The following is a 17,067-nucleotide window of genomic DNA, read 5'->3' on the forward strand; positions in this document are numbered from 1 at the left end:
CGTTCGTCCTGAGCCAGGATCAAACTCTCCAACAAAAACTTGGAAAACATGTCCCGACAACAAAAAGTGTTGCCAAAGGAATCCCAACCAGCCAACCCACAAAAGGGTCAACCAGTCCGGGGTATAAAACAATTGGCACTGGCTTATCAAGCACCCTGTTGAGTTCTCAAAGAACAACCACACACCATCCGAACCCCCACCAAAGGGGACCCGTCCGGGGTCATCGCTCCACCCGACACTCTCGCGCCGAGCACTTTTACTACGTTACCTCACCGTCTCTGCCGTGTCAAACCGTGTGTCCCGGTCTGTCATGCTTCGTACGGGTCGGCACCGTCGATCGCACGCAGCGGTTCCCCGCCTCGCTCGACCGTCGGATTTCAGCAGGCCGGCCGCCGCGGTCTCCCGCTGGCTCGCCCGGTGCCCTGCCGATCGTCAACCATACCCGGTCGGTTCCGCCGCACCAAATCCGCCTCCCGGCGCATCTGGCGGGCACCGCCCGACCGGCGTCGCAGGAGTGGACTCCGTTCACGCCGGCGCCGATCGCGGCCCGGAGCATTTGGGTTTTCACCCTGTTTGCCCCGTTCCGCGCTGGCAGAGGAAAAGTTACGCGTCCGCGGGTTTGAACGTCAAATCGGCGGGTAGCGGCGCGCGTCACACCACCACGGTGCGGGTCACACCGCCGTCGGGAGCTGCCTCTCAACCAGTCGAGGAGCGCCGGAACCTACGGAGACCGCGGACACCGAGCACTCCGACGGCGGTGCCGATCGCGAGTGAAGCGCCGATCAGAAAAGCGTGGATCCACAGGAAACTGGTCGCCGGGAAGTCCCCGACGACGCCGCTCGTCCAGGAGCGCGGGTCCTGCCAGATGGCGACGGCGAAGCGGGGCCAGATCACCCAGGTCCAGATGCCCACCCCGACGAGGAAGAGCGCCCAGCCACGTGACAACACCATGGCGACCGAGTATGCCACCGGCACCAGGCTCGACTTCCCGGCTCGCGACACCCGGCGTCACCAGCCCTGTGGCCCGGCCCGCGCGGCGCGGCGCGGGCCGGGGCTGTGACGGTCAGAAGCAGGTGCCGATGCCGCCGATCGCCGGGTTCGCGCGGTCGTGGTAGTGGATCGTGCCGGACGCGTCTGCCATGAAGCCGCCCCAGATCGTGCACCCGCCCTGGACGTACGCCCGCGTCGGGCCGGCGGCGTACAGCCGGTTCCCGTCGTTCACCTGGGTCGGCAGGTATTGCGCCGCCAGGTAGACCTGGGTGCGGGTCAGCGCACCGACGTACGCGGACTTCACCGTGACCGTGCAGGCGTAGCCGACGAGCGGGTTGTACATCAGGTGGACGGTGCCGAGTTGCTCGCCGGTCTGTGCGTGGTGGATCGGGTCCTGGTCCCGTGCGACGTAGCCCGGGCCGCACAACGCCTGGGGAGTGACCGGGTTTGCGGCGGCCTGCGCGGCGGCAGCGGGCCCGACGAGCAACCCCGCCGCGACCGCGAGCACGATTGCGGTCCCACGAATGGCACGGAACATGATTGTCACCCTTCTCCGGGAGGCGGATTCGGGATCAGAATGGTGTTCCGGTCTGGGCGGCTCGAATGTGCGGCCACGCCACTTGCGATCGGCCGGCGATGTGCCGGCAGCCAATCCGATACGGCCTGGCCAGCCGGAATGGCTCGACTCTCATCGAGAGACACCGATTATGAGGAAGTTCGCATCCGCATGTCCCGGTGAACCACAAATTGCTGGCCGGTGCAGTTCGAATGTTGCGGTTTTCCGTCGCGTACCCCTGAACCGGGCCGTCAGGCGCGGGCCGCGAGGGCCGCCGAGAGCCGGCCAAGGAACTCGCGGATGCTCTCCTCGCTGTGCGGGGCCTCGACCTGGTCGTTGAGCGGTCCCGGGTACCGCAGCGCCTGGGTGAGCGCGTCCAGGGTCTCCACGCGGTCGCCCGGGTAGCTCCCGCCCAGCACGCCGTCGGCGACCCGGGCGACGACCTTGTCGTCGAGTGTCGGGTCGAACTGGATCCCGTAGAGGATCCCGTTGACGTGACCCTTCCAGCTGTCGGTGCTCATGCTCCGCTGTCTCCTAGAAGATCCGGCTGCCGTCCCAGCTGTGGATCGGGACGTCGCCGAGGCCGTTCCGCTTGAACTCGGCGTCCAGGTTGGCCATGTGGCTCGGGTCGGGCTGGTAGTGGCCGCTCCGGGCGGTCGCGAGCTGAACCCTACCGTCCTTGACGACCAGCTCACCGGCGGCGGCGACCGGCTGGCCGTTGCCCAGGGTGGAATGGTGGAAGTCGCCGACCTTCTGGTACGTGGACGCGTAGATGTTGCCGTTGCGGTCCATCACGAAGATGGCCTGACCGTCGCCGCTGAACACGGTGCTGGAGCCGGACGTGTCGTACGGCCGGCCGTCCCTGGCGCTGCGCAGGACGCCGTCACCGTCGAAGAAGACGCGGTGCTCCTCGAGCTGTTCGGGGGTGAGCCGGCGCACCGGTGTCGGGAAGAAGCCGCCCGGCAGGTGCTCGTTCCGGTACTTGTCGAGCATCGGCTTCGTGTTGTGGTAGCGGGGCGTCAGGTGCGGCCCGGGAACGCCCGGTCGTGGACCGCGGCCGGGGCCCCGACCGCCCCTGCGGCTGAACCGGCGCAGCAGCGTCTTCGCCCGCTTCAACAGCTGCGGGATGATCTCCTTGACGACCCGCTCGACGACCTCCTTGACGATCCGCTGGATGGCCATCCGGGCGACGCCGATCGAGACCGGGATCTGGGCGAGCGAGGCGCCGAGGCTGGGCGCGGCGGCGGCCAACGCCATCGCCACCTGCACCACGAGGATCACCAGCTGGATGATCACGAGGATCTTCTGCGTGAGGGTGATGATCGCCATCACGAGCAGGGCCATGCCGATCAGCTCGGCGGCCTGCGCGCCGTCCTCCATCCGGCGCGGCGCGCCCTCCGCACCGCGCCACGCCTGCTCGAACGCGCGGACGTCCGCGCCTCGGTTGGCCCCCCAGACCTGCGCGGCGCCCCGCTCCGCGTCCCCGACGGCGGCACGCAGCCGACCGGCGAACGCGAACCACATCTGCGACGCCTCGAACAGCAGTTCCTCGTCCGCGGTCGGCCAGGTGAAACCGACCCAGCCCAGGGCCTCCGCGAGCTCAGGGGGCAGCTGCATGCCCACCGGGCAGCTCCATCCTGTTGAAGAGGTCGGCGTTGCCGGTCTCGATCGCCTCGTAGGCGTCCGCGCTGCCGGTGAGGTTCTCGGCGACCTCCAGCAGCTGGTCGGCCATCGACCGGTAGACGTCCAGGGCGTGCGTGAGCACTTCGACGTAGACGGCCCCGAAGAGCGAGCCCGCCTCGTCGGAGCCCCACGGGCTGCCCGAACCGGTCACCGTGCCCTCGAGGCTGGTGACCTCCCCACTGAGCTGCTGGCCCGTCGTGTCGAGCGACCCCGCGGCGGCACGTAGCGCCGGGATGTCGACGTCGATCCCGTCGGACATCCTGTCACCGCCGCTCGATCCGCCGGGTGGCGGCGTCGAGGTCGCTGATCATGCGGTCGAAACCGCGGAAGGCGTCCTCCGAGACGCGTTCGAGCTGCCGGGTCAGTGCCGCGGGGTCGGGCACCGCGCCGCCGAGCGTCTCCGCGCGCCGGGTGCGCTCGTCGTCCTGCGCCGCCCGGACGGCCTCCAGCACGTGTTCCGCGACGGCCGCGGTGCCCGCGCGCAGCAGGCTCGGGTCGATCACCAGCGACTCGAGGCGCCCGAAGGCCGACACCTCCGCCTCGACCAGTCCGTCCCCGCCGGTGCCGCGGCCGACCAGCGTGTCGACGTCCGGTGGCTCCGGCCGGTCCGCCGGCTGGGCCGTGCCCTCGCCGGTGGCCTGACGCAACAGCCGCATCGCTTCCTCCAGCGATCGGCTCAGGCCGGACGGATCGATGCCCCCCATTTCCATCACCTCACGGTCCGGTTTTCGTCCTCCCCCGGGACGGGCGAGACTACCAATGGCACGTCGCCGCCACCCAACCGGTGTCGCGTGTGGACCATGGCCCGTCGCCCGCCCCCGTGCAGGAGGAGACCCGTCCGTGTCGCACATCGAGAAGATCGCCACCGAACTGCGTACCCTCGGCACCGGCATCGAGCGGGCGCGGGCGTTGGCCGCGACCGCCGACCACCAGGCGCAGGAGGTCGCGCTGCGCGCCGCCGGCGCCGGCTTCGCGGCGGTCGCGGCCGGCATGACCCGGGTACGCGGTGCGATCGCCGCCCTGCAGGGGCGGCTCGGGGGTCTCACCACGTCGATCGGTGAGGCGACCACGGCGACCGCGGCCGTTCCCCGGGAGGCGACGCCGGAGGAGACGGTCGCCGGGCTTCGCCCGGTACGGGAGGGCATCGCGGGTCTGCGCACCGCGTCCGCCGCCACGATCGTCCAGGTCGGCGACGCACAGCAACTCGTCACGGTCGTCCTGCACGGAGGACAGCCGGGAGCGCTGCTGCAGACGCTGGAGAGCGTCAAGCAGGTCCTGCTGCAGGTGGTGCGGCAGACGTCCACGGCGGAGCGGAGCGTCGAGGAGGCGACCGCCGAGGCCCGGCGGTTGGGCGCATCCGGCACCTGACCGCCCGCGGCCTGCCGAGTTGACTCTCCGGCTCGCGGTGTGACCCGGGCGGGCTCGGCCATCCGCCGAGCCCGCCCGTTCCCGCTCCACCGGAGCCGGATCTGGTCACGCCGTCAGCGTTGCAGCGTCAGCAGGCCCGGCCGGTAGGGCAGGAGACCGTAGTCGCCCCCGGAGTTCGGGGAACGGCCCTGGTAGAGCAACCGCAGGTTGCAGGGGTCGACGGTCATCGTCTGATCGGCGTTGCTCCGGATCAGCTCGCCGTGGCTGATGTCGTTCGTCCAGGTGGCGCCGCTGTTGGCCTTGCCGGCGAAGGGGTTGCTCTCGGTCGCGGCCTGCGGCGTCCACGTACCGCCCAGGCTGGTGGCGGTGAACGAGCGGAAGTAGCGACCCTGCGCGCCGATCGCCTCGACCAGCATGAGGTACCGGTTCTGGCCCTGGAGCTTGTAGACCTGGACTCCCTCGAACAGGTTGTTCGTCGTGTCGGTCATGATCGTCGTGTAGTTCGAGCCGAAGCTGCCCGGGAAGTTCCCGATCGGCATGCTGGCCCGGTAGATCCTGCCGTTGTCACCGGCGAAGAACAGGTACATGTTCTGGTCGTCACCGATGAGAGCCTGGTCGATGGGCCCGGTGGAGGAGTTGGAGATGCTGCCGGTGAAGAGCGTCTGGTGGGCCGACCAGCTGTTCACGTTGGCCGGGTCGGTCGACGTCCGGTAGGAGAACGCCGGCCCACCCCACTGGTACGCGAGCACCCAGATGTTCCGCGGGGCGAAGTAGAACAGGCTCGGCGCGACCGCCGCGAACGGCATCGCGTTCTGGCTGGCCGAACCCATCTCCGACCAGTTCGTGAACAGGCCGAAGTTCATCGAGCCCCAGGTCGTGCCGGTGTCGTGCGTCGTCGCGTAGACGAGCTGCCTGCCGTTGTAGGGGGCGTGGGTGAAGTCCTTGAGCGAGACCCACCCCGACCTCGGTTGGGCGAGCGCACCCGTGGACGACCACCGGTACGTCGACGGGAGATCACACGTGCCGGTCGGCGGCGGCGACGTCGGCGGCGGTGTCGTGGGGTTGCTTCCGCCGTCGACCCGGACGAGTTGCCACTGCTGGTTGGGGCCGTTCCAGTCGTCGTACTGCACGATGTTTCCGCCGTCGGCGGTCGACAGGCCCTGCACTTCCACCACCTTGTTGCTGTGGCGGCTGATCAGCCGGACGTGGCCGGCGTCGGAGTCGGCCAACCGGAACTGCTGGTTGGTGCCGTTGTGGTCGGTCCACTGCACGATGCTGCCGCCGTTGGCGGTCGACCAGTTGTAGACGTCAAGGACCTTGCCGGACAGGCGCGATCGCAGCCGGTAGTAGCCGCCGCCCGAGTCCACGAACTGCCACTGCTGCTGGTAGCCGTTGTTCCGCGTCCACTGCACGATCCGCGCGCCGTCGTTCGTGGCCAGGTTGTACACGTCCAGGGCCTTGCCACTGTTGCGGTTGAGCAGCACGTACCAGGCGCTTGTGTCGACCGTCGCCGCGGCGGCGGGTGTCGACACCACCGCGGCGGCAGCACCACCGACGACCAGCGCCGTCGCGGCGGCGGCGACGACCCGCAGCAACCGCCCACGCCGCCGGGGCGGCGGCTCCACAGATGATGATCTACCAAAGGCGAACATGATCCTCCTTCGACGGCCAGGAGCCGACGGGCCACCGACGATGGGCGCACCGCGTGGTGCTTCTGGCCGGAGCTTGTGTCGATGCTGTTAGCGTTAACAAAGTTGCCTGGCGCACGCCTGATCTGAGAATCGACGAAGCGGGCTTGCCCGGTAAGCCACCGGCATCGTCGGCCTCAGCCATCGACTCTGGGCGATAACATGCCGTTCGTCAAGTCGTAACGTTGGCCGTCGACCGCCGTCGCGACCGGCGCGCAATCACTCGCGCCGCATCCCCGCAGGCGTCGCCCGCGTCCGGCCAGCGGCAGCAGGAGCTCACAGTCGCGGTTCAATGTTGGCGATAACATCGACGTTTGCACATCATTCGGTCAACTGGCGGCCGGATCAGGAGGCTGCGGCGGACCTTCCGCTGGGATCGGCCGACGTGGCGCCGTCAGCGGGACGGCGGGTCAGAACCCGGGGGCCGGAATCCGTGATGGCGACCGTGTGCTCGGAGTGGGCGGTGCGGGAGCCGTCGGCGGAGCGGATCGTCCAACCGTCGTCGTCGAACCTGATCTTGTCGGTGGAGCCGCAGAACCAGGGCTCGATGGCGATGGTGAGGCCGGGTTCGAGCTTCAGGCCGCGGCGCGAGCGACCGTTGTTGGCGACATGCGGCGCCTCGTGCATGGTGCGGCCGATCCCGTGGCCACCGAACTCGCCGTTGACCCGGTAGCCGTAGGAGTGGGCGACCTCGCCGATCGCAGCGGAGACGTCACCGAGACGGCCGCCGGGCTGCGCGGCGGCGATGGCGGCCTCCAAGGCGACCTCGGTGGCCTCGATCAGCTTCAGGTCGGCGGGGTCCGGAGTGCCGACGATGACGGAGAGCGCGGAGTCGGCGGCCCAGCCGTCGACACTGACCGCCATGTCGATGCTGAGCAGGTCGCCGTCGCGCAGAACATAGTCGTGCGGCAGGCCGTGGAGCACCGCGTCGTTGACCGAGAGGCACAGCACGTTACGGAACGGGCCGCGGCCGAACGACGGCGCGTAGTCCCAGTAGCAGGACTGGGCACCGCGTTCCTTGATCCGGTGACGGGCATGCTGTTCGAGGTCCAGCAGGTTGACGCCGACCGCGGCGAGACCGCTCAGCTCGGCGAGCAACTCGCCGACGAACTGGCCGGTCACCGCCATCCGGCCGATCTCCTCGGCGGACTTGAGCTCGATCACGACAGCCTCCCTCTCCGGACCGGTATTTTTATACCATCCCCGCCGGGCCGTTCCGGAGGGATATCCTGCTCGCATGGTTCGCCAACCACTCACCGCCGAACAGATCGCGGCGGGCCAACGTCTCGGAGCCGCCCTCCGGGCAGCGCGGGCCGGCCGCAGCCTCGTCGAGGTGGCCCTGGCAGCCGGCATCTCCCCCGAAACGCTACGCAAGATCGAGTCGGGCCGCCTTCCGGCGCCGGCGTTCGGCACCGTGGTCTGCCTCAGCCAGGCCCTCGACGTCCCCCTCAGCGACCTTGCCGACGTCTGGCTGGCCGACCTGTCCGTCCGACAGGCGTCCTAGCGACCAATCCCGCAGAGCGGACCCCAGGCCTCCCGGCCGACCGGGCCGTGGGGGCCACCGCCCTGTCCCGGTACGGCCAACCATCGCGAGGGCGCTCGATCCATCCGGCGTGACGAGGGGTGCACGCGCTCACCGCCGCCCTGTGGGTCGGCGCCCCGGTGGCGCTGCTGACGGTCCGCCGCAGCCGGCACCACGTCGATCGCGGGGGCGACCCGATGGACTCGCGCGGGCACCGGGAACTTTCTGAGGCACCCGGCCGACTACTCGACCGGGAGACGGCCACCGGGCAACCCATGGCTCTACGGGCACGAGCCACCTCGACCCCGCAAACCTTCATTTCCGATCGGAGAAGTGGATGTCCGTGACCGAACTGCCCGGCGACCACCCGCCGAAGTCCGCCACCGCACCGGACGACGCGCGACCCGCCCGTCGGCCTGCGCCGCTCACCGCGCTGCTGACCCGGCTGCACTTCTACGCCGGCATCCTGGTCGCCCCGTTCCTGCTGGTCGCCGCCCTGACCGGCCTCGCGTACACGATCACCCCGCAACTGGACCAGGCGCTCTACGGCGACCAGCTGACCGTCGCCGCCGTCGGCGACCAGCCCAGGCCTCTCGCCGAGCAGGTCACCGCCGCCCGGGCCGCGCATCCCGACGGCACCCTCTCCGCCGTGGCACCCGGCACCGGCGACCGGACCACCCAGGTGGTGTTCTCGTCGGCGGAACTCGGGGACAAGCAGCACACCGTCTACGTCGACCCGTACACCGGCGAGGTCAAGGGGCAGCTCACCACCTGGTTCGGCTCCACACCGGCCACCACCTGGCTCGACGACCTGCACCGCAACCTGCACCTGGGCGACCTCGGCCGGCACTATTCCGAGATCGCCGCCAGCTGGTTGTGGGTTCTGGTCCTCGGTGGCCCCATCCTGTGGTGGCGCCGACGCAGCGCCACGCGCGTCCGGACGACACACCTGCTCGTGCCGGACCTCTCCGTCCGCAAGGGAGTCCGCCGTACCCGGGGCTGGCACGCCACCACCGGCGTCTGGCTCGCCGTCGGCCTGCTGTTCCTGTCCGCCACCGGTCTGACCTGGTCCCGCTACGCCGGCGCGAACTTCGGCGCCGGCCTGGACGGCCTGCGCGCCGGCACCCCGCAGATCTCCACCGCCCTCGACGGCGCCCCGGCCACCGGCGGTGGGGAGCACGAGCACGGCGCACCGGCGACCGGCACGGCAGACCATCCGGCGACCTACGACACGGTACTGGCCACCGCCCGCGACGTCGGCCTCTCCGGGCCGGTGGAGATCAGCCCCGCCGGGGAACCCGGCAGCGCATGGACCGTCACCCAGGTCGACAACACCTGGCCGGTGGCCAAGGACCGGATCGCCGTCGATCCCGCCACGGGCGTGGTCACCGCCCGCAGCGACTTCGCCGACTGGCCGCTGCTGGCGCAGCTCAGCAGCCTCGGCATCCAAGCCCACATGGGACTGCTGTTCGGCCCGGTCAACCAGATCCTGCTCGCCGCGCTCGCCCTCGGCCTGCTGTGCGTCATCGTCTGGGGCTACCGCATGTGGTGGCAGCGCCGCCCCACCCGCGCCGACCGCCGAGCACCGCTCGGCGCACCGCCCGCCCGCGGCGGGGTCCGAGGGCTTCCCTGGTGGGCGATGCTGCTCGGCCTGCCGGTCACCGTGGCGCTCGGATGGGCGCTGCCCTGGTTCGGCGTCACCCTACTCGCCTTCCTCGTCATCGACGTGATCCTCGGCGCGCTCGCCCGCCGACGACGCCGCGTGGTGCCGGTCTCCCCGGCCCCGGCCGGCTGATGACCGACCGGTCGTCCGGCCGTCACGAACCGGGTGGCGGCCGGACGGCCGGTTTCGACCGGCCCGACCGCAGATCAGTTCCGGAGGGAGCCGCGTAGGTCACCCGAGCCGTCGCTACCCCTGTGGTGTCTCGGTCCGGGAAAGCACCGAGCGCCAGTGCCGCCGCAGCTGCGCCGGGGACGTCAACACGCAGTCGCCGCAGGTGCCGCCGCCTGGGATGCGGTAGTAGAGGCAACAGTTGCGCCGCACCAGAAATCGTCGGGCCCGACCCTCGTCCGGCCGGACGAGGGTGCCGGTGCCGGCCAGCGGCGGCAGCTCCAACGCCTCCGCCAGCACCCCGCCGACCCGCTCGGCGTGTGCCGGCGCGGCGTCGGCGAGCACTCCGGTCGCGCCCGCCATCGCGGACGCGACGTTGCCCCACAGGACCTGCGGTGACAGTCGGAACCGGGCCCGGAACGCGTCCAGCAGCAGCCGCACCGGGCCCAGGACCGCCGTCTCGACAAGCGCCGCCGCGACCGCGCGATCGTCCAGGTCGTCGGTGGGCAGCGCGTCGAGCGGACCGTGCGCGAGCGACCACGCCCCGGCCGCGGACTGTCGCCACACGAGGCCGTCCCGGCCGGCGAGCGGCAGGGCGCCGCCGACGACGGCCGCCCCGAGCGGCGGGGACAACAGCCGCGCCGCCACGCCCAGGAACGTGATCGACGCGACGACGCGCACCGGCACCGCGTCTGCCGGCAGCTCGCACCGCGTACGCAGCGCGTCGGCCGCCGCGTCCACACGCTCGGTCAGGACGTCGCCGTTCAGCAGCTCGGCCAGTGGCCGCCAGCCCGCCCGGTCGGACAGCGCGGACCAGGTGAAGAAGGGTCCGAGCGCGGAGGCCGCCGCCAGCGCCGGTCGGGCGTCGCGGCGTTCGATCGGCGATGGCGGCGGAGCCACGTCATCGGCCGGCGGGCACGGCCACGGTGTGCTGCGACCGGCGCACGCCCCGGTCGACAAGCAGTCCGAAGACCAGTCCGAGCGTCGCCCAGACGACGAGCTGGGTTCCCAACGACGCCAGCCGGAAATTCCAGAGCAGGATCGGCGAGAAGCCCTCCGGGACCTCCTCGATCGACGGCAGCACCGCCAGCGCGAGCCCGACGACCAGGACGAAGGCGCCGACCCCGACGAGGCTCGCGTTCCAGGCGCCGAGCCGTGCAGCCTGCGCCCGGGCGAGGTGTCCGCCGAGCGCCACCGCGGCGAGCGCGATCACCATCATGAGGAAGAACAGCGAGGTGCGTCGACCGATGGTGTCGGGGTCGCCGGTCGCCGGCGGGTTGGCCGGGTACTTGAGCCACGGGACCAGCGCGACCACCACGAATCCGGTGAGCGCGACCAGCACCGCGGTCACCCGCGAGCCGAACCGGCCGATCCGCCCGTAGGCGGCGGCGAACACCATCGCGAAGATCCCACCGAGGGCGACGGCGTAGATGACCGACGCGGTGAGCAGGCCGACGGTGCTCTGCACCGTACGGCTGATGCCCTCCGGCCCGTCGGCGACGGCCGGCTCCGGTGCGGCGTTGGCCTCCTCGAACGCGATGGCCTGGTTGATCGGGCCTTCACCGACGAAGTAGGCGAACACGAACGCCAGGAGTCCGGCGGCGAGGCCGGCGAGCATTCCGCGGACGAGCAGGGCGCGGGGTGACAGCATGGTTGCCGACCCGGCCGTCAGTGGCAGGGGAAGCCGAGCAGGTGCCGGCCGTCGTGCACGAACTCGTGCACGTTCTCGCCGCTGACCAGCTGGAAGACACCCTGCTCGGTGCCGACGAAGTAAAGCAGCACGAGGGCCAGGACGGTGCCGAAGAGCAACCACGGCTGCAGCTCACGCCACGGGATGGCGACGGGCGTGATGGCCGGCTGGGGCAGGGCGGAAGACGGGGTGGACACGGGGCAACCTCCTCGGGATTACGCGTCCCACAACGGGTTCCGGTGACGGTGGCGGGTCTGACTTCCGCGTCCCGAGGTCTCCGGCGGACGCGGTCACAGTGGCGCGACCGTGCCGGAGTTGCACCGGCTTCCGCACATCGTCACTCGCCCCGGACGCTACGGTCGGCAATGCCGGGGTGTCAACCAGTACATCGCCGGTCATCGATGGCATGCGCGTCGGGGGTGAGACATAGGTGACACGCGGACGCGACATCTGGTGTTGCCTGCCCGACAGCAGCGGCAGATATGGTGTCCCACGCAACTGGTTCGGCCGCTCCCGCCCGGGAGTGGTCGAGGCAAGAGGGAATCCGGTGTGAATCCGGGACTGCCCCGCAGCGGTGAGTGGGAACGACCGCCGTCATGAAGCACTGGGCCCGTTCGGGCCTGGGAAGCGACGGCCAGTAGGCGACCGGGGTCCCCGGTCCGGCCCGCGAGTCCGAAGACCTGCCAGCGCGCCGTACGCGTTCGCGTGCGGCGGTCGGAGGCCGCGCGGGACGGCCGACGCCATCTGCCGGCCGCGGCCGGCACGCCGTCCGGCGACCAGTGGCGTTCTCCTGCGCGTTCGTCGACCTCGTCGACAGGCGTGAGGAGGGGACATGACGGCGACGCAGGAGCAGGCTGCGGTCGAGCCGCCGGAGCAGCGTCGGCAGGTTATGCGGGTCCGCAAGCGCAACGGTGACACCGAGCCGGTGGACGTCAACAAAATCGTCAAGGCGGTCGAGCGTTGGGTGGCCGACCTGGACGAGGTGGATCCGCTGCGGGTCGCGACGAAGACGATCAGCGGCCTGTACGACGGGGCGAGCACCGCCGAGCTGGACAGGTTGTCGATCCAGACGGCGGCCGAGCTGATCGGCGAGGAGCCTCAGTATTCCCGGCTGGCGGCGCGGCTGTTGGCCGCGTTCGTGGACAAGGAGGTCCGCGGGCAGGGGGTGGCGAGCTTCAGCCAGTCCGTCCGTTACGCGTACGGGCTGGGCCTGATCGGGGACGACACGGCCGCGTTCGTGGCCCGCAACGCCCGCAAGCTGGACGACGCCGTGGACCCGGCCGGTGATCTGCGGTTCGAGTACTTCGGGCTGCGCACCGTCGCCGACCGGTACCTGCTGCGCCACCCCGAGTCCCGGCTGGTGGTGGAGACGCCGCAGTACTGGCTGCTGCGAGTGGCCTGCGGGTTGTCCGAGACGCCGGTCGAGGCGATCGGGTTCTACCGGCTGATGTCGTCGCTGGCGTACCTGCCCAGTTCACCGACGCTGTTCAACTCGGGTACCCGGCACACGCAGATGTCGTCGTGTTTCCTGGTCGACTCGCCCCGCGACGAGCTGGACTCGATCTACGAGCGGTACCACCAGGTGGCGAAGCTGTCGAAGTTCTCCGGAGGCATCGGCATCGCCTGGTCGCGGGTACGCGGCCGCGGTGCGCTGATCCGCGGCACGAACGGCCGCTCCAACGGCATCGTCCCGTTCCTGAAGACCCTCGACGCCGGTGTGGCGGCGGTCAACCAGGGCGGCCGGCGCAAGGGGGCGGCGTGCGTGTACCTGGAGCCGTGGCACCCGGACATCGAGGAGTTCCTGGAGCTGCGGGACAACACCGGCGAGGAGTCCCGGCGCACCCACAACCTCAACCTGGCCAACTGGATTCCGGACGAGTTCATGCGCCGGGTCGAGGCCGATGGCGACTGGTCGCTGATCGACCCGTCCGACGCGCCGGAGCTGCCGGACCTCTACGGCGAGGAGTTCGACGCCGCCTACCGGATCGCGGAGAAGAAGGCGGTGCGGACGGTCCGGGCCCGGGACCTGTACGGGCGGATGATGCGCACCCTGGCGCAGACCGGCAACGGGTGGATGACGTTCAAGGACCCGTCGAACCGGCTGTCCAACCAGACCGGCGTGCCGGGCAACACGATCCACCTGTCCAACCTGTGCACCGAGATCCTCGAGGTCAACAGCGACACCGAGACCGCGGTGTGCAATCTGGGCTCGGTCAACCTCGGCGCCCACGTCACCGCCGACGGGATCGACTGGGAGAGGCTGCGCTCCACGGTACGGACCGCTGTGGTCTTCCTGGACCGGGTGATCGACATCAACTACTACCCGGCCGATCAGGCGGCGGCGTCGAATCCGCGTTGGCGGCCGGTCGGGCTCGGCCTGATGGGCCTGCAGGACGCGTTCTTCACGCTGCGTCTGCCGTTCGACTCGGCCGAGGCGAAGGCGCTGTCGACCCGGGTGCAGGAGGAGGTCTTCCTGACCGCCCTGGAGACCTCCGTCGGGCTGGCCGAGCGGTTCGGCCCGCACCCCGCGTACGCCGAGACCCGCGCCGCCCGCGGCGAGCTGCACCCGGACCTGTGGGGTGCCGAACCCACCCAGACCGAGCGGTGGTCGGCGCTGCGCGCGGCGGTCGCCGCGCACGGCCTGCGCAACTCGCTGCTGGTCGCGATCGCCCCGACCGCCACGATCGCCTCGATCGCCGGTTGCTACGAGTGCATCGAGCCGCAGGTGTCCAACCTGTTCAAACGCGAGACCATGTCCGGCGAGTTCCTCCAGGTCAACACGTATCTGGTCCGGGAGTTGAAGGCGCGGGGACGGTGGACGCCGGAGATCCGGGAGCAGATCAAGCGCGCCGAGGGTTCGGTGCAGGCGATCGGCGAGTTGCCCCCCGAGGTGAAGGAACTGTTCCGCACCGCATGGGAACTTCCGCAGCGGGCACTGATCGACCTGGCCGCCGCCCGGGCGCCGTACGTCGACCAGTCGCAGTCGTTGAACCTGTTCATGCAGGCGCCGACCATCGGCAAGCTGTCCTCGATGTACCTGTACGCCTGGAAGTCCGGGCTGAAGACCACCTACTACCTGCGCTCGCGACCCGCGACGCGCATCCAGCAGGCCACCGTCGCCGTCAAGCCGGTGGTCACCGCCGGCGACGCCGACGCGCTGGCCTGCTCCCTGGAGAACCCCGAGAGCTGCGAGGCCTGCCAGTGACCACGACGTCCGAACCCCGTACCGACATCCGGCACATGCTTCTCGACCCCGGCATGGACCTGACCCTGCGCCCGATGCGCTACCCGCACTTCTTCGACCGGTTCAAGGACGCCATCAAGAACACCTGGACCGTCGAGGAGGTCGACCTGCACTCCGACCTCGCCGACCTGGCCAAACTGTCCCCCGCCGAGCAGCACCTGGTGTCCCGGCTGGTCGCGTTCTTCGCCACCGGCGACACCATCGTCGCCAACAACCTCGTGCTCAACCTCTACCAGCACGTCAACTCCCCGGAGGGCCGGCTCTACCTGTCCCGCCAGCTGTTCGAGGAGGCCGTGCACGTCCAGTTCTACCTCAATCTGCTCGACACCTACGTCCCCGACGAGAAGGAGCGGTTCGCGGCGTTCGCCGCCGTCGAGAACATCCCGTCGATCCGGCGTAAGGCCGAGTTCTGCTTCCGCTGGATCGACTCGATCTTCGAACTGCGCGAGCTGAAGACCCGCGAGGACCGCCGGGCCTTCCTGCTCAACCTGATCTGCTTCGCCGCCTGCATCGAGGGCCTGTTCTTCTACGGCGCCTTCGCCTACGTCTACTACCTGCGCTCCCGAGGCCTGCTCAACGGCCTCGCCTCCGGCACCAACTGGGTGTTCCGCGACGAGTCGATGCACATGGCGTTCGCGTTCGACGTCGTGGACACCGTACGCGCCGAGGAACCGGACCTGTTCGACGACGAGATGGCCCGCCAGGTGCGCGACATGCTGGCCGAGGCGGTCGAGTGCGAGGCCCTTTTCGCCCAGGATCTCCTCGATCAGGGTGTCTCCGGGCTGTCACCGGCAGACATGCGCGAGTACCTCCAGCACGTCGCCGACCGGCGGCTGGCCATGCTCGGCATCGAGCCCATGTACGGCAGCCGCAACCCGTTCGCGTTCATGGAACTGCAGGACGTGCAGGAGCTGTCGAACTTCTTCGAGCGGCGGGTGTCGGCGTACCAGGTCGGGGTCACCGGGAGCGTCACCTTCGACGACGACTTCTGACGCCGTCGGGCGGCCGGCCCGCCGTCAGCCGGGACGGCGGGCCGCGCCGCCCGAATCCGGTTCAGTCCTTCAACGGGTACGGGACGAAGGTGCTGCGGTTCTCGTCCACGTCGAGCTGGCGGCTGATCGGGGCGGCGGCCCGCTGCGGGCAGGTCATCCGCTCGCAGGTCTTGCAGCCCGGGCCGATGGGTGTGGCGGCTTCCGCCGCGTGGAGGTCCATCCCGGCGGAGTAGACCAGCCGGTCGGCGTGGCGGGTCTCGCAGCCCAGGCCGATGGCGTAGACCTTGCCGGGCTGGTTGTAGCCGCCGTGGTGGCGGGTGATGGTGCGGGCGATCCACAGGTAGCGTTGCCCGTCCGGCATCGCGGCGACCTGGACGACCACCCGTCCGGGCGAGCTGAACGCCTCGTAGACGTTCCACAGTGGGCACGTGCCGCCGGTGTGCGAGAACGGGAAGCCGGTGGCGGACTGGCGTTTGGACATGTTGCCGGCCCGGTCGACCCGGACGAAGGAGAAGGGTACGCCGCGCGCCCGGGGGCGCTGCAGGGTGCTGAGCCGGTGGCACACCGTCTCCCAGCCGATCGCGAAGTGCTGGGTGAGCAGGTCGATGTCGTACCGCCGTTGCTCCGCCGCAGCCAGGAACTGCTCGTACGGCAGGATGAGCGCGGCGGCGAAGTAGTTCGCCAGTCCGACCCGGGTGAGGATCTGGGTCTGGGTCTCGTCGAACCGCTCCTCCTCCACGATCTCGTCGATCACGTCGGCGAACTCGAGCAGCGCGATCTGCGCCGCCATCCGCATGGCCTCCTGACCGGCCCGCAGCGAGGCCGACAGGTGCAGGGTGCGGGTCTGCGGACGGTAGCGGTGCAGTTCGTCGCCGAGCGAGGCCGCGTCGTCGCGGCGGACGTGGACGCCGTGCCGCCGGGCCAGCCGGTCCTGCAGTGTGGCGCGGACCTCGCCACGGCGCAGTCCGATGTCCGCGGCCAGGCGCTCCGCGGCCTCGTCCAGGTCTGGCAGGTAGTTCTGCCGGCGGTAGAAGAACTCGGTCACCTGGTCGTGCGGACTCCGGCCGAGTTTCTCCCGGTCGCCCAGCAGCTCGGCGAGTTGCTCGTCCGCCTGCCGGTACCGCCGGTGCAGGTCGATGACGGCCTCCGCCACCTCGGGCAGCCGGGTGGCGAGTTCGGTGAGATCGGCGACGCCCGACCGGCCGGCGAGCGCCTCGCGCAGCCCGGCGACGAGCCTCGGCGTGTCGCGGGGGGCGAAGACGGTCGGATCGACGCCGAACACCTCGGTGATCCGCATCAGCACCGGAACGGTCAGCGGCCGGGCGTCGTGTTCGATCTGGTTGAGATAGCTGGGCGAGATGTTCAGCAGGCGGGCGAGGTGCGACTGGCTGAGCGCACGGTCCTCGCGCAGGCGGCGCAGCCGGGCTCCCGCGAAGGTCTTGGCGATCGCCCTCACCTCCCGTGGTCGTTCACCCGGCCGCGCAATTGGCAGGTTGCAAACAT

17 protein-coding genes and 1 riboswitch are annotated in these 17,067 nt (G+C 70.3%); of the genes, 5 read left to right on the forward strand and 12 right to left on the reverse strand.

Annotated features, from left to right (window positions below; translation table 11 throughout):
* Positions 1–696 precede the first annotated feature (696 nt).
* From ABTW87_RS27925 to ABTW87_RS27950, 6 genes are all read right to left on the reverse strand, one after another.
* On the reverse strand, positions 697–951 hold the full coding sequence (locus ABTW87_RS27925) for an SCO4848 family membrane protein (protein ID WP_350654160.1): 255 nt from the start codon (positions 949–951) through the stop codon (positions 697–699).
* A 112-nt stretch (positions 952–1,063) separates the two neighbouring features.
* Positions 1,064–1,528 (reverse strand): hypothetical protein, encoded by a 465-nt coding sequence (locus ABTW87_RS27930; protein ID WP_350654161.1) that lies wholly within the window; start codon positions 1,526–1,528, stop codon positions 1,064–1,066.
* A 269-nt stretch (positions 1,529–1,797) separates the two neighbouring features.
* Positions 1,798–2,067, reverse strand: a complete 270-nt coding sequence (locus ABTW87_RS27935; protein WP_350654163.1) for a hypothetical protein — start codon at positions 2,065–2,067, stop codon at positions 1,798–1,800.
* Positions 2,068–2,080: 13 nt separating this feature from the next.
* The gene (locus ABTW87_RS27940) at positions 2,081–3,163 is read right to left on the reverse strand and encodes an IQM protein middle domain-containing protein (RefSeq protein WP_502891661.1); all 1,083 of its coding nucleotides are present in this window, start codon (positions 3,161–3,163) and stop codon (positions 2,081–2,083) included.
* On the reverse strand, positions 3,147–3,488 hold the full coding sequence (locus ABTW87_RS27945; protein WP_350654167.1) for a WXG100 family type VII secretion target: 342 nt from the start codon (positions 3,486–3,488) through the stop codon (positions 3,147–3,149). The genes ABTW87_RS27940 and ABTW87_RS27945 overlap by 17 nt, the downstream gene beginning before the upstream one ends.
* A gap of 4 nt (positions 3,489–3,492) precedes the next feature.
* Positions 3,493–3,933 (reverse strand): YbaB/EbfC family nucleoid-associated protein, encoded by a 441-nt coding sequence (locus ABTW87_RS27950; RefSeq protein ID WP_350654169.1) that lies wholly within the window; start codon positions 3,931–3,933, stop codon positions 3,493–3,495.
* 136 nt (positions 3,934–4,069) lie between these two features.
* Between ABTW87_RS27950 and ABTW87_RS27955 the strand changes: the two genes are divergently transcribed.
* On the forward strand, positions 4,070–4,597 hold the full coding sequence (locus ABTW87_RS27955) for a DUF6244 family protein (RefSeq protein WP_350654171.1): 528 nt from the start codon (positions 4,070–4,072) through the stop codon (positions 4,595–4,597).
* A 113-nt stretch (positions 4,598–4,710) separates the two neighbouring features.
* Here the strand turns inward: ABTW87_RS27955 and ABTW87_RS27960 are convergent, their stop codons facing one another.
* Positions 4,711–6,249, reverse strand: coding sequence for a non-reducing end alpha-L-arabinofuranosidase family hydrolase (locus ABTW87_RS27960; protein WP_350654173.1), 1,539 nt, complete (start codon positions 6,247–6,249; stop codon positions 4,711–4,713).
* Positions 6,250–6,630: 381 nt separating this feature from the next.
* A complete protein-coding gene (gene map / locus ABTW87_RS27965) occupies positions 6,631–7,449 on the reverse strand; it encodes a type I methionyl aminopeptidase (RefSeq protein WP_350654175.1) in 819 nt (272 codons plus the stop codon).
* A gap of 73 nt (positions 7,450–7,522) precedes the next feature.
* Between map and ABTW87_RS27970 the strand changes: the two genes are divergently transcribed.
* The gene (locus tag ABTW87_RS27970) at positions 7,523–7,789 is read left to right on the forward strand and encodes a helix-turn-helix domain-containing protein (RefSeq protein ID WP_350654177.1); all 267 of its coding nucleotides are present in this window, start codon (positions 7,523–7,525) and stop codon (positions 7,787–7,789) included.
* Positions 7,790–8,144: 355 nt separating this feature from the next.
* A complete protein-coding gene (locus tag ABTW87_RS27975) occupies positions 8,145–9,602 on the forward strand; it encodes a PepSY-associated TM helix domain-containing protein (protein WP_350654179.1) in 1,458 nt (485 codons plus the stop codon).
* 114 nt (positions 9,603–9,716) lie between these two features.
* On the opposite strand, the gene ABTW87_RS27980 is transcribed toward ABTW87_RS27975, so the two are convergent.
* The 3 genes from ABTW87_RS27980 to ABTW87_RS27990 are packed head-to-tail and all read right to left on the reverse strand — an operon-like array spanning position 9,717 to position 11,525.
* Positions 9,717–10,538, reverse strand: coding sequence for a (2Fe-2S)-binding protein (locus ABTW87_RS27980; protein ID WP_350654181.1), 822 nt, complete (start codon positions 10,536–10,538; stop codon positions 9,717–9,719).
* A gap of 1 nt (position 10,539) precedes the next feature.
* Positions 10,540–11,289: a CbtA family protein gene (locus tag ABTW87_RS27985; RefSeq protein ID WP_350654183.1), complete on the reverse strand. Its 750-nt coding sequence runs from the start codon at positions 11,287–11,289 to the stop codon at positions 10,540–10,542.
* A 17-nt stretch (positions 11,290–11,306) separates the two neighbouring features.
* The gene (locus ABTW87_RS27990; protein ID WP_350654184.1) at positions 11,307–11,525 is read right to left on the reverse strand and encodes a CbtB domain-containing protein; all 219 of its coding nucleotides are present in this window, start codon (positions 11,523–11,525) and stop codon (positions 11,307–11,309) included.
* 283 nt (positions 11,526–11,808) lie between these two features.
* Positions 11,809–12,031: riboswitch (cobalamin riboswitch) on the forward strand.
* Between the two features lie 129 nt (positions 12,032–12,160).
* On the opposite strand from ABTW87_RS27990, the gene ABTW87_RS27995 reads away from it, so the two are divergent.
* Together ABTW87_RS27995 and ABTW87_RS28000 are read left to right on the forward strand one after the other, a co-directional pair.
* On the forward strand, positions 12,161–14,533 hold the full coding sequence (locus ABTW87_RS27995) for a ribonucleoside-diphosphate reductase subunit alpha (RefSeq protein ID WP_350654185.1): 2,373 nt from the start codon (positions 12,161–12,163) through the stop codon (positions 14,531–14,533).
* A 35-nt stretch (positions 14,534–14,568) separates the two neighbouring features.
* Positions 14,569–15,564 (forward strand): ribonucleotide-diphosphate reductase subunit beta, encoded by a 996-nt coding sequence (locus ABTW87_RS28000; protein WP_350654214.1) that lies wholly within the window; start codon positions 14,569–14,571, stop codon positions 15,562–15,564.
* A 61-nt stretch (positions 15,565–15,625) separates the two neighbouring features.
* On the opposite strand, the gene ABTW87_RS28005 is transcribed toward ABTW87_RS28000, so the two are convergent.
* Positions 15,626–17,020: a short-chain fatty acyl-CoA regulator family protein gene (locus ABTW87_RS28005; protein ID WP_350654186.1), complete on the reverse strand. Its 1,395-nt coding sequence runs from the start codon at positions 17,018–17,020 to the stop codon at positions 15,626–15,628.
* Positions 17,021–17,067: the final 47 nt, after the last annotated feature.

The sequence above is a fragment of the Micromonospora sp. NPDC126480 genome, assembly GCF_040302465.1.
Classification (GTDB): Bacteria; Actinomycetota; Actinomycetes; order Mycobacteriales; family Micromonosporaceae; genus Micromonospora.